Source organism: Micromonospora sp. LOL_015 (assembly GCF_048060275.1).
Taxonomy (GTDB): domain Bacteria; phylum Actinomycetota; class Actinomycetes; order Mycobacteriales; family Micromonosporaceae; genus Micromonospora_E.
This window is the reverse complement of sequence record NZ_JBHMIO010000015.1, coordinates 1-11552: the sequence shown is the minus strand read 5'-3', so window position 1 is coordinate 11552 and position 11552 is coordinate 1. Positions and strand designations below refer to the sequence as shown.

Annotated in this window: 14 protein-coding genes and 3 tRNA genes; 6 read left to right on the top strand and 11 right to left on the bottom strand. The window is 69.2% G+C overall.

All coding sequences use genetic code 11. The features are described from left to right. From rhaI to ACFHWU_RS14530, 4 genes are all read right to left on the bottom strand, one after another. Window positions 1–1161: an L-rhamnose isomerase gene (gene rhaI / locus ACFHWU_RS14545; RefSeq protein WP_416568387.1), complete on the bottom strand. Its 1161-nt coding sequence runs from the start codon at window positions 1159–1161 to the stop codon at window positions 1–3. After that, window positions 1158–1631 (bottom strand): L-rhamnose mutarotase, encoded by a 474-nt coding sequence (locus ACFHWU_RS14540; protein WP_416568386.1) that lies wholly within the window; start codon window positions 1629–1631, stop codon window positions 1158–1160. Before ACFHWU_RS14540 ends, rhaI begins: the two co-directional genes overlap by 4 nt. A gap of 50 nt (window positions 1632–1681) precedes the next feature. Further along, window positions 1682–2725: a LacI family DNA-binding transcriptional regulator gene (locus tag ACFHWU_RS14535; protein ID WP_416568385.1), complete on the bottom strand. Its 1044-nt coding sequence runs from the start codon at window positions 2723–2725 to the stop codon at window positions 1682–1684. A 202-nt stretch (window positions 2726–2927) separates the two neighbouring features. Next, window positions 2928–3530 (bottom strand): TetR/AcrR family transcriptional regulator, encoded by a 603-nt coding sequence (locus ACFHWU_RS14530; protein ID WP_278168229.1) that lies wholly within the window; start codon window positions 3528–3530, stop codon window positions 2928–2930. Window positions 3531–3784: 254 nt separating this feature from the next. Here ACFHWU_RS14530 and ACFHWU_RS14525 point away from each other — a divergent pair. The 3 genes from ACFHWU_RS14525 to ACFHWU_RS14515 all read left to right on the top strand — a co-directional run bounded on the left by ACFHWU_RS14525 (window position 3785) and on the right by ACFHWU_RS14515 (window position 4049). Beyond that, a tRNA-Gly gene (locus ACFHWU_RS14525) sits at window positions 3785–3857 on the top strand. Window positions 3858–3892: 35 nt separating this feature from the next. Then, window positions 3893–3963: transfer RNA gene (locus tag ACFHWU_RS14520), tRNA-Cys, on the top strand. Window positions 3964–3974: 11 nt separating this feature from the next. Then, a tRNA-Val gene (locus ACFHWU_RS14515) sits at window positions 3975–4049 on the top strand. A gap of 285 nt (window positions 4050–4334) precedes the next feature. On the opposite strand, the gene ACFHWU_RS14510 is transcribed toward ACFHWU_RS14515, so the two are convergent. The 7 genes from ACFHWU_RS14510 to ACFHWU_RS14480 all read right to left on the bottom strand — a co-directional run bounded on the left by ACFHWU_RS14510 (window position 4335) and on the right by ACFHWU_RS14480 (window position 8460). Beyond that, entirely contained in the window at window positions 4335–5198 is an 864-nt protein-coding gene (locus tag ACFHWU_RS14510; protein WP_416555665.1) for a hypothetical protein, read from the bottom strand. Continuing rightward, entirely contained in the window at window positions 5195–5449 is a 255-nt protein-coding gene (locus ACFHWU_RS14505) for a hypothetical protein (protein ID WP_416568384.1), read from the bottom strand. Before ACFHWU_RS14505 ends, ACFHWU_RS14510 begins: the two co-directional genes overlap by 4 nt. Beyond that, window positions 5406–5606 (bottom strand): hypothetical protein, encoded by a 201-nt coding sequence (locus ACFHWU_RS14500; RefSeq protein ID WP_416555661.1) that lies wholly within the window; start codon window positions 5604–5606, stop codon window positions 5406–5408. Before ACFHWU_RS14500 ends, ACFHWU_RS14505 begins: the two co-directional genes overlap by 44 nt. 16 nt (window positions 5607–5622) lie before the next feature. After that, window positions 5623–5802: a hypothetical protein gene (locus tag ACFHWU_RS14495; protein WP_416555659.1), complete on the bottom strand. Its 180-nt coding sequence runs from the start codon at window positions 5800–5802 to the stop codon at window positions 5623–5625. 69 nt (window positions 5803–5871) lie between these two features. After that, a complete protein-coding gene (locus tag ACFHWU_RS14490) occupies window positions 5872–6684 on the bottom strand; it encodes a class I SAM-dependent methyltransferase (protein WP_416590793.1) in 813 nt (270 codons plus the stop codon). Between the two features lie 76 nt (window positions 6685–6760). Next, complete coding sequence (locus ACFHWU_RS14485; protein WP_416590792.1) at window positions 6761–7570, bottom strand: ABC transporter permease; 810 nt, start codon at window positions 7568–7570, stop codon at window positions 6761–6763. Further along, window positions 7567–8460, bottom strand: coding sequence for an ABC transporter substrate-binding protein (locus ACFHWU_RS14480; protein WP_416590791.1), 894 nt, complete (start codon window positions 8458–8460; stop codon window positions 7567–7569). The genes ACFHWU_RS14485 and ACFHWU_RS14480 overlap by 4 nt, the downstream gene beginning before the upstream one ends. 430 nt (window positions 8461–8890) lie before the next feature. On the opposite strand from ACFHWU_RS14480, the gene ACFHWU_RS14475 reads away from it, so the two are divergent. From ACFHWU_RS14475 to ACFHWU_RS14465, 3 genes are all read left to right on the top strand, one after another. Further along, complete coding sequence (locus ACFHWU_RS14475) at window positions 8891–9130, top strand: winged helix-turn-helix domain-containing protein (protein ID WP_416590790.1); 240 nt, start codon at window positions 8891–8893, stop codon at window positions 9128–9130. Between the two features lie 214 nt (window positions 9131–9344). Next, window positions 9345–9734 carry a hypothetical protein gene (locus tag ACFHWU_RS14470; RefSeq protein ID WP_282226531.1) on the top strand — a complete coding sequence of 130 codons (390 nt, stop codon included), beginning with the start codon at window positions 9345–9347 and terminating at the stop codon, window positions 9732–9734. Between the two features lie 2 nt (window positions 9735–9736). Further along, window positions 9737–11552, top strand: a 1816-nt coding sequence (locus ACFHWU_RS14465; protein WP_416590789.1) for an ATP-binding protein, incomplete at its 3' end; no start/stop codon positions are given.

Below are 11552 nucleotides of genomic sequence, written 5' to 3'. Positions count from 1 at the left end.
TCAGGCCCCCCAACCGGCCGGCTGGCCGTCGGCCCGTTCGGCGACGATCCGTTCGGCGTACCCGCTGCGGGCGTAGGCGGCCATCGGATCCGGGTCCAGCCCCTGCTCGGCGCGTAGCTCGCGGAGCAACGGCCGTACGTCGGTGTGATAGGCGTCCATCAGCACGGCGTTGGCGCCCAGCACGTCCCCGGTGGACTGCGCGACGGCCAGTGCCGCCGTGTCGACCAGCAGCGCCTTGGCGGTGGCCTCCTGGACGTTGAGGACGGACCGGATCTGGCCGGGGATCTTCGGCTCGATGTTGTGGCACTGGTCGAGCATGAAGTTGATGCCGCTGGCCGGCCGCAGCGCGTCCGCCGAGACGATCTCGAACATGATCCGGAAGAGCTGGAACGGGTCGGCGGCGCCGACCATTAGATCGTCGTCGGCGTAGAACCGGGAGTTGAAGTCGAAGGCGCCGAGCCGCCCGGCCCGCAGCAGGAATGCCACGATGAACTCGATGTTGGTGCCCGGGGCGTGGTGGCCGGTGTCGATCACCACCTGGGCCCGCTCGCCGAGTCGCAGGCAGTGCGCGTACGCGGTGCCCCAGTCCGGCACGTCGGTGGTGTAGAAGGCCGGCTCGAACAGCTTGTACTCCAGCAGCAGCCGCTGATGCTCGCCGAGCCGGGCGTAGGTGACGTCGAGCGCCTCGGCGAGCCGGTCCTGCCGGACACGAATACTGTCCTGGCCCGGGTAGTTGGTGCCGTCGGCGAACCACAGCTTCAGGTCGGTCGACCCGGTGGCGTCCATCACGTCGACACAGTCGAGCAGGTGAGCGACGGCCTTGCGCCGGATCCGGGGGTCGGGATTGGTGACGCTGCCGAGGCGGTAGTCGTCGTCGGAGAAGACGTTGGCGTTGATGGTGCCGATCCGTACCCCCAGGTCGGCGGCGTGCCGGGCGAGCTGGGCGTAGTCGTCGACCCGGTCCCACGGGATGTGCAGTGAGACCGTGGGGGCGATGCCGGTGACCGCGTGCACCTGGGCCGCGTCGGCGATCTTCTCCTCGGGGGTACGGGGCACCCCGGGCTGGCCGAACACCTTGAACCGGGTGCCCGAGTTGCCGTACGCCCAGGACGGCACCTCAATTCGCTGTTCCCGGAGCGCGTCCTTGATCCGGCGGATCATATCACTCGTTTCTGGTACGAAGTCGGGTCTTCTGCCGGTCGTGGCGGCTGGGCTGGCAGCGGCCGGCCCAGCCGCGGCGATCGGGCATCGCCAGGGCGCGGGCCGTCGAGCGCGGCGAGTTGCTCGTCGAGGTCGAAGATCTCCTCGAGCAGGACGAAACCCTCGTCGGGGCGCCGGCCGCCCAGTTCGGTGAAGAACGGTGCCATCTCGGCCTGCCACCGGGCGTTGACCTCGGTGCGGGCCATCGCCGCCTGCGCGGCGGCCAGATCGTCAGCCCGGACATGGCCGACCAGCAGGCCGTCGGGGTGCAGGAAGAGTGCGTAGTCATGCCAGCCGGCGGCGCGCAGTGCATGCAGCATCTCCGGCCAGACGGCCGCGTGCCGGGCCCGGTACTCAGCCAGTCGATCCGGTCGGACCCGCAGCACGAAGCAGTACCGCCGCACCGGCACCTCCCGGATGAACCGTTTCAACAGCCGACCCAAACATACGAGCGACCAAACCGGGCTGTCAAGGTCGTGGATCAGCCGCCCAATCGGGTGCCGCGAGTATCCTGACTGGACTCGCGGACCACCAGCTCCGGCTCGAAGACCACCTGGCGGTGGCGGTGCGAGTCCGGGCTGGCCGCCTCCTCCAGCAGCAGAGCCGCCGCGGTCTGCCCGAGCCGCTGCCGGGGCTGGCGTACCGAGGACAGCGGCACCGCCGCCGCCGCGGCGAACTCGATGTCGTCGTAGCCGACCAGCGCGATGTCCTCGGGTACCCGTACCTGCTGACGAGTCAGCCCCTGCAGGACCCCGAGGGCCAGCAGGTCGTTGGCGCAGAACACGGCGGTCACCCGGGAGGTGCGGGGCACACCGAGCATTCGTGCGGCGGCGTCCCGCCCGGCGGCCACCGTCAGGCTCGGCGTATCGAACCGGCGCAGCTGCCGTTCGTCGAGTCCGGCCTCGGTCAGCGCCCGGAGCGCCCCGGCGTACCGGTCCCGGACCTGTTCCAGATGCCCGGGCCCGCCGACGTACGCGATCCGTCGGTGCCCGGCGTCGATCAGATGACGCAGGGCCAGCTCGCCGCCGAGCCGGTCGTCGACCGAGACCGAGCAGAGGTCCGGCCGGCGGGACCGCCGGTCCAGCAGAATCACCAGTACGCCGCGATCGCGCAGCCGCAGCAGCCGGTCGCTGGCGTCGTCGACCGGGGTGATCAGCACCCCCTGCACCCGCTGCTCCTCCAGAAGGTCCAGGTAGGCGCTCTCCTTGCCGGCGTCGCCGTCGCTGTTGCAGAAGATCACCGGCATGCCGGCACCGCTGGTGGCGTCCTCGACGCCCCGGGCCACGTCGGTGAAGAACGGGTTGGCCACGTCCAGCACCACCAGGCCCAACGTGCGGCCCCGGCCCCGGCGTAGTTGTCGGGCCGCGTCGTTGGGGACGAAGCCGAGTTCGTTGATCGCGGCGAGCACCCGGGACCGGGTGCCGACCGCGACGATGTCCGGCCGGTTGAGCACGTTCGACACCGTGCCGACGGAGACGCCGGCCCGCGAGGCGACGTCCCGGATGCTGATCCCTGCTCCCGGCACCCAGGCCTCCTTCTCCGTGGGCGGCGCGCGGTCACCGGTGGTAGGTCCGGGCCGCTCCCGGGGCGATTATCCGCCTACCGGTCGTCGCCGGACAGTGGCAGGTCGGCCGGACGCCGGTTGCCGTAACCACCGGTCCCGAGCAGGCCGAGTCGCCCGCCCAGCGGGCCAAGCGGCGGTTTGAACCGTTTCGACGCGGCGACGATCAGGCCAGCTCCTCCGGCTTGCGGCCGATCTCGCGCGCCACGGCCAACCGGATCCACTCGGTGAGCTGCCGGCGGGAAACCACCCGGTCGTGCATCGCGGCCTGCACCGCCAGACCGTCGATCAGCGCGTTGATCCGCCAAGCCGCGCCCTTCGGGTCCGGACACTGGAAGGTGCCGTCGGCACACCCGGTGGCGATTACCTTGATCAGGGCCTCTTTCCAACGCAGGTCGAGGTTGCGGCACACCCGGTTCAAGGCGGGGGTACGCAGCGACTCCGACCAACCGTCGATCCATAGCGTCCACGCCTTGGACTTGCCGGTCGGGGCGTACAGCCGAATGATCTTCTTCAGTTTCTCCAGCGGCTCGGCGGACGACCGGACGACCGTGTCGAGTCGGGCCAGGTCCTGCTCGGCGGCGTACGCGAACGCCTCGGCGAGCAGCCGGTCCTTGGTGGAGAAATGGTAGAAGACCAGCGCCTGACTCACCCCGGCGGCTTCCGCCACGTCTGCGGTGCGGGTGTTGGCCAGGCCACGCTCCACGATCACCTCACAGGCGGTGCGCAGCAGCGAGTCAAGGCGTACTTCGGCCGAACGTCTTGTCACGGCGAACACGGTAACGCACTATCATCGATACGATGAGTTACCAGTCAATTTCCTGACTCAGGAAGTGGTCGGGATCGGGTAAGGCGAATCGATTTCACGGAGCCAGGTGGCTCGCGGGGTGATATAAGAACTTTGTCGGGTATCGTGCCGTGGGCGCGCCCGGGCACCCCCCGAGTTGGCACTCTCGCGACGGCTGGGCTAAAGTTCTCATCCGTTGGCAGGAACGCCCGAGGGCGGGAGGCCGGCAGAGACAAGCGGACGTAGCGCAGTTGGTAGCGCATCACCTTGCCAAGGTGAGGGTCGCGGGTTCGAGTCCCGTCGTCCGCTCGGAGATGCCACCACAGCACGTCGGGGGCAACCTCGGTGGAGTGGCCGAGAGGCGAGGCAACGGCCTGCAAAGCCGTGTACACGGGTTCAAATCCCGTCTCCACCTCGTCACAACGAGGGCGATTGGCGCAGTGGGAGCGCGCTTCCTTGACACGGAAGAGGTCACTGGTTCAAACCCAGTATCGCCCACCAGCTGTACGAGCACGTCACAGGGCCCGTTGCCGGACATCCGGTAACGGGCCCTACTGCTGTCCCGGCCCTTACCTGGAGTCGGTCCACAGGGGGAGCGGGACCGCTCTTCGGGAGTGACAGCTTCCGTTGACCCGTTGTCCTGCTCGGGTAGTGGGCGGCGCGGTCGACTCTTGCGGGAGATCGACATGGTCCCGCGCCGCCCACAGCAGGCTACTGGTCTTGAACACGGCTGATCTCGGGTCCCGGACTGGACGCGGCCTGAGTCAGGGCTCGGGCCTGGATGACTCACTTGGTGGACGCGGGGCCGAGGGGCGCGGCAGGCGTGGCGTGGTGGTAGCGCGGGTGCACGGCGGGTGGTTGTCGGAGGAGGTAGCGCAGGGCGGAGGCGGCGATCGAGGGAAGGTAGCCGACGGTGCGCCATTGTGAGTCGCCGTCGAGGTGGTGCCCGGCGGCGGTGAGCCCGGTATGGATGCCGGGGAGGTGGGCTGCGCCCCAGATCATGACGGTGTCTTCGGTGGTCGTCACGGCGGCGTCGAGGGCGAGGGCGGTGCGGGTGTCGGTGAGAACCTGGGCCACGGCCCGCATGCGGGGGTCGTGGTGGGGTCGGGGAACGGTGTTCTTCGCCGCAGAGGAGGCGATCAAGCGGGTACTGAGGGCGAAGAAGGCGTAGACGCGGCTGAGTTGCCAGACCTGCTGGTCGGGCCAGTCGAACAGGGCGCGTCGGGTGGTGAGGTAGCGGGTCATGGCGTCGGTGCCGGCCTGACGGATGACGTCAAGGTCAGTGAGATCTTTTCGCTGCCAGGTGGGGTGGTGGAGCAAGCTGGGTTGGCGTACCCAGCCGAGAGGGGCCATCCGGACGCTTTCGAGGTCGCGTAGGGCGTTGAGGTCGTCGAGGACGGCCTGCTCTGCCTGGGTGGGTTCGTCGCCGGGTGTCTCGTACTGGGCGTTCTCGTAATGGACGACGTATCCGTCTTGTTGGTAGCAGTCGATGTCGTGCAGGAGCCCTCGGTAGTAGGCGGGCTCGGCGTAGTGGTGCGTGGCGACGACGACGATTCGCTGCCCGCTGTCGGGGTGGCGGTATGAGCTGATCGGCGTCTGGAGGACGAGGCGTCGCCGGTGGCCGGTGGTGAGTCGGAGGTAGGGGATCATGCGCTGGGTGTCCTCGGTACGGGTAGGTGGGCGCGGTCGGTGGCGAGGATGGTGAGGATGTCGGACAGGGCGATGGGGTCCAGCTCGAGCACGATCTCGTCGTGTCCGGGGTCGTAGGCAACGTTGACGACCCCGACGAGGTAATGCTCACCGAGGCGGACGCTGACGGGATTGGTGCGGCGTCGGGTGAGCAGGTCGATGAACTGCTCACGATTGAGGGTTTCGCCGCGGAAGGTGGCGCTGGTCGGCATGGCTCTGTCCAAGGAATCCGTCGCGGTACCAGTGGAGGGTCGGGATTTCGTGCCAGCCGGGCCAGTCGGTGTTGATGGCGATGTGGCCGTCGCGCTGGCGCAGGACGATCTGTCCGTCGTGGACGAGGGTCGCGTCGTCTTCGGGGCTTGTGTGCATGCAGCGTGGGTAGGGCTCATTCGGGTTCGCCGGTGTGGTGGTGCAGGATGATGACGGCGGTGAGGACGAGGAGTCCGGCGGTGAGGAGCCTGCGGGCCCGGTACTTGGCGTAGGCCCAGGCCACGCTGTTACCGGCGTTGAGGATGGCAATGGCGAGCAGGATGATGCCGACCGCGACGGCGGCAGGGGTAGTCACCGGTTCGCCTTCAGCGCATCGGCGGGCGGTGCGGTGGCGGTGGTGTCGAGGCTGTACTCGGCGGCCACGTCAGCTCCCGGCGGGAGCGCGGCCGACGTGGGACAGAGCGAGGTTGCCTTTGACCACTAGGTCCGGGTGGAGCAGCAGCCGACGGAAGGCGTCGATGTCGTCGGGGGTCATGCCGGCGGCGGTGAGCCGGTCGCGGATCACCCCGGCGGTGGCGTAGGGCAGGAGGCAGCCGGGTTGCCCGCCGGTCCACGTACCGGTGTGGCCGGTCGTGTCGACGTGCAGGCCGAGGGCGCGCATCGCATGGTGCGCGCGGCGACCCCACGTCAGGTCGTTGCCGGAGCCGGTGAGCACAGCCCCGAACGCCCGGTGGTAGGCGGCGAAGAGCCGGTCGGCTTCGTCGGGGTCAGGGGCGGACAGCACGGAGCTGCGCCAGGTGGGTTCGAACTCCTCGACGATGAGCATTCCGCCGGGGGTGAGTGCGTCGACGAGTCGGGTGAGCACGGCGGTGCGCTGGTCTGCTGGTAGATGTGCCAGGAGGAGCCGGACGTGGATGAGGTCGTAGCCGTCGTCGGGCAACGGGTCGGTGACGATGTTGTGGCGGATCAGCCGGACGCGGGGGTGCCGGCGGCTCGGGGTGAGGTCGATGTCGGTGGCGGTGACGTCGCCGTGCGGGGCCATCTCGGCGAGGGTCGCGGCGATGCAGATGGCTCCGACGGCGACGACGAGGCATCGGGCGTCGGCGCGGACTCCGACCCGGCGCAGCTGCCACCGGGAGAACGGGTCGAGCATGCCGGCCAGGGCGTCGAGCATGACCGCGTTGTCGTCGCGGGTGTCAGGTGGGGCGTCGCCGAACAGGTAGGTGGACGTGGTCACAGCTGTCTCCTTCAGACATAAGGGTCACCGGGCATGGCCTGGACCCGGCGGTTCGGATGCGCGCCTGCCCGGGGGGTTAGGCGGTCGTGTGGCGGATCCACGGCGCTGCCCTGGCGCAGGCGGCGGTGAGGAGCCCGTACATCGCGGTGCTCATGGCGGCGAGGACCGTGATGGCGGCGAAGGCCATGTCGGCGCGGGTGCCGGCGTTCTGGATGACGACGCCGAGGCCGGTGAGCCCGCCGAACAACTCCGATACGACGGCGCCGATCAGGGCGAGGGGTAACGCGATCCGCAGCCCGGAGCACAGGTGCGGTAGCGCGGCCGGCAGCCGGACCTTGACGAACGTCTGCCAGCGGGAGGCGGTCAGGGATCGGGCCAGCTCGACCAGATCCGCCGGGGTGGCCGTCAGGCCGGTGGCTGTCGCGAGGGCGATCGGGAGGAAGCACATCAGCCAGACCAGGACGATCTTCGGCCCTGCGCCGAAGCCGAGGGCGATGATCAGCACCGGCACCAGGGCGGGTTTCGGTAGCACACTGAGGACCAGCAGGGTCGGGGTGAGTGCCCGCGCCAGTGGCCGGGACATGGCCAGGAGGGTGCCGAGCATGATCGCCGTGACGGCGGCGAGCGTGTAGCCGGCCATCGCTGTGGTGAGGGTGACGGCGGCGTGGTGGAACAGGTAGCCGGGCTGGTCGCGGATCACGGCGGCGACCGCGAAGGGCGGCGGCACGACATAGTCGGCTACGCCGGACACCTCGACGGCGGCCCACCAGACGGCGACCAGCCCGGCCACACCGAGAACCGGCGGGCAGGCTCCCGCGACTACCATCCACAGCCGCGCGGTGACAGCCGAGGCGAGACTCGGCGTCGGCGGCATGGGCCGGTTCATGGGACGAGGTCCGGGGCGATGATGTCCGACGGCACCAGACCAACGGGTATGGCACCTGCACCATGCAGGATCGCGATGTTGCGGGCCACCCTCGCCTCGTCGAAGTGACCGAGGCGTCCTTCTGCCGGGGTGACGTAGCCGCGCAGCGCGGTCAGTTCGGCGGTGGCGAGCTGGGCCTGCTGGCCCTGCGTCTCCGGCTGCGACGCGTACGCCTTGCCGGCCTGGTCGGGGTGGCTCATGCAGTAGTCCAGGCCGCGTAGCAGTGCCCGGTTGAATCGGCGGACTACGTCGGCGCGGTTGGTCGCGGTCGCTGTGGAGACGGCCATCGCCGAGCCGTGCAGGTCGCCGATCCAGTCGGCGAACGGCAGCACCGACAGGTTCTGCTTCGCGACGGACCGCACCGACTCGACCGCCGGCACGAACTGGCTGATGGCGTCGACTTTTCCTTCGGTGAGCAGCGCAGCGTGCTGGGTCGGCACCGGGTTGCTCACCCACTGCACACTCGAGGGGTCGAAGCCGGCCAGCTGCGCGTACGTCGGGAACAGCACGTGGTTGATGCCGCCCGGCAGGTACGACAACCGCCGGCCCGCCAGGTCAGCCGGCGTGCGGATGCCCGACGACACCAACGCCACAAAGCACGCCAGGTTCCGCTGGTGCAGCACCGATGTCAGCCGGAAGTCCCGGATGCCACCGGGTGCGCTGGCCTCGATAATCGCGGCACTCACGTCCAGCGTCGCCACGTCGACCTGCCCGGCCGCCAGCAGCTTCAGGTTCTCGCCCGACCCTTTGCCCGGCAGCACCTCCACGGCCAGACCCTCGTCACGGAACCAGCCCTGCGCCCGCGCCACCAGCAGCGGCGCTTCCCGCCCCTGGAACCCGGCACCCGTCAACACTCTGACCGTCTGCACAGCGGCGGGGCCGGGAACGGGTTGGCGACCGCAAGCCGAGGCAGCTGCCCCGGCCACGACAGCGGCCCCACCCGCGAGTAACCGGCGTCGGGTGATCGTACGCACCATCAAGACCTCGCTTACTTAGTAATACATGTCGGGGTGTACTCGTGCACGAAAGGCGCGGACGCCAGGAAGCCGCAGCAGGCAGAGCAGGATGGCCTGCCCTCCCGTCCTCGACGACGGGGGACGCCCAGGCGTAGGAGGGCAGGCCGTGGCCGAGGTTTCCCGCTCAGCCCCTACGCGAGGAGACACCTCAACCAGACCGAAAACCTAGATTGCTAAGCAAGCCAAGTCAACACGGGACACTTGACTTACTTGCCAACACAGGTCAGGCGTGATGCGATGGCTTCACCTACGCGAGGAGCCTGCCGTGCCGACCCCCTCCCAGCCCGCAGAGCCGGTCTTCCGGCGGATCATGCGCGACATCGAGACCGCCATCGCCACCGGCGACCTCAAACCCGGGGACAAGATCCCATCCACAGCGGAGCTCGGCGAACAGTACGAATGCTCGGCACCGACCGTCCGCCAGGCCCTCGCGCGCCTCCAGGAACGCGGCATCCTCCAAGGCCACCAAGGGCGAGGCGTCTACGTCAGCAACGCGCCGGGCTGACCAGGGACTGGTACCTGCGGTTGTGTAGTCGGCACCGGCAAGGATCGCGCCGCGAAAGCTCGTCGCTCATCTTCGCTGACCGGTGACACTCGACCTTCCGGCCGCTCGGTGCCTGCTGGGCCAGGTCGGGTGCTCCAGCGGAGGTTGCTCGCACCGACTACGATCTGACTCCCGGTATCAGGTCCGACGCTTCTGGTGACCACGAGGTGAGTGCATGTCTGGTCGGCGAGTTGCCTGGGCCGCAGGCATCGCGGTGGTGCTCGCCGCCGCGAACAGCGCGGTGATCAACAGGTTGCAGGGCGGCTGGCAGTGGTGGCTCGCGGCAGGGGTGTTGACACTGGTCGGGGCGTTGGTAGCGGGTTGGTTGGCCGGAGAAGCGTCGGAATCACACCGCCGAATCGGTGCTGGTGCGGTGGTCGCTGGTCGGGACCTCGGCGGCCGGGTCCGGACCGATCCGTCCACTACGGCTGGTGATGAGCCGATGCCGCAGTCCGGGGTCGCTCCGGGCGCGGTGGTCGCGGGACGGGACATCACCGGACAGGCGGACATCGACACCACCGGCGGCAGGGCCCGGTCGCCGCGACAGCAGGGACCGGTTCAGTAACGGTGGGACCGAAATGGCAGCTGGCCCCAGGCGCGGTCGCCGCTGGCCGGGACATCAACGGGACGGTGCATACCGGACCGACGTACGTTCAGGTCACGGTGGGCCGGTTCGACCGGCTGAATGACGCGATCTTTGATCCGGCGCCGTTGTACGAGCAGCTGGATCTCGCCCGGTTTCAAGGCCGCTCCGGCCTGATCACCCAAATCGACAAACGGATCGCCGCCACCGACCGTGGGTACGTCGTGGTGCGAGGCGAAGCCGGGGTCGGCAAGAGCGCGCTGGCGGCGCATCTGGTGTGGACGCGGCAATGCGCTCACCACTTCACTCGGCTCGACGGCGGAGCGCGCAACCCAATCGAGGCACGCAAGAGCCTGGCCGCGCAGTTGATCGGCGCATGGGACCTGGCGGACAGGTTCACCCCGGGAGACGTGTTCCCGGCGGCTGCGCAGCGGCCAGACTGGCTGGCCAAGGTTATTCGGGCGGCGGTGGCGGCCCGTGATGAGCGGTTCGCGCCAGCCGAGCGCCGACCGCTGGTGCTGGTCGTCGATGGATTGGATGAGGCCGAGGCGGATCCGGCGGGCATGGGTACCGGGGTTCCACTCGGGCTGCCAGCACCGGACGCCTTGCCAGCAGGGGCGTACATCGTGGCGACCAGCCGGTACGGCCTTCCTCTGGTCGCACTGCGGGATCCGCTGCGGGTCGGCTGGTCGCAAATCGAGGTGGAGGGTGCCGACAACCTGGCCGACATGGCTGCCTACCTGCACGCCGCGACCACCGGTCCGACCCCGGATTCGGCGCTGACTACAGTGCTGGCCGAGCGCCGGGTCCCTACGGAGACGTTCGTCGCGACGCTACTCGATCGCTGCCGCGGAGTGTGGATCTATCTGCGGTACGTGCTCGACGAGGTCCGCGCTGGGTTGCGCCCGCCGAACGATGTGGCGTGCCTGCCGGACGGTCTGCGGGGCTACTACGAGCTGCAGATCCAGCAGCGGTGGGCTACCCATCTCGACTGGCGATCGCTACACCTGCCCGCTCTGGCGGTGCTCGCCGCCCTCGGCCGCGCGATCGACCGCAACGACCTCGCTATGGTGCTCAACCGGCCGGACGCCGCCAGCGACCTGGCGGCATGGCTGGACGGACCAGCCCGCGCGTTCCTCGACGTGACCACCGGTTCGGACCGCCACCGCCAATACCGGGTCCGCCACCAAAGCCTGCGCGACCTGTTCGCCGCCGCCGCGAGCGGCAACGAAACAGTGGAATCGATCGACGCCGGGCTGACCGACGAGTTGCACACCGCCTGGCAGACCGCGCACCGGATGATCACTACGTGGCTGGTCCCACCCGAGAGCCCGGCCACTGGACGGCGCGACTGGTCCGGCATCGACGACTACACCCGCCTGCGGCTCCCCGCGCACACTGCCGCCGCTGGAATGCTCGACGAGTTGATGTCCGACCCTGGATTTCTGCTGTCTTGCCCGCCGGGCCAGATCCTGCAGCACCGGCACTTCCTGGTCACACGGCACGCCATCACCGCAGCTGCGGCACTGGAAAGCGCCTCCACCAGCGAGTGGATCGGCTGGTCCGATCCGAAACGCGCATGGTGGCTGCACGTCTGGGCTCGCAAGATCCGATCAACCCGTTTGGCTGACGCCCTCATCCTCGACTACCCCGAGTGGCCCTGGCATGTGCAAACCGCCATCTGGTCAGGTACCACTCATCGTATCCTCGGCCATCCCTATGGGGTGGAGGCGGTGGCAGTGCTGCCCGGTCCGGACGGCCGACACCTCATCGTCACCGGCGGCAGCGACGGATCGGTGC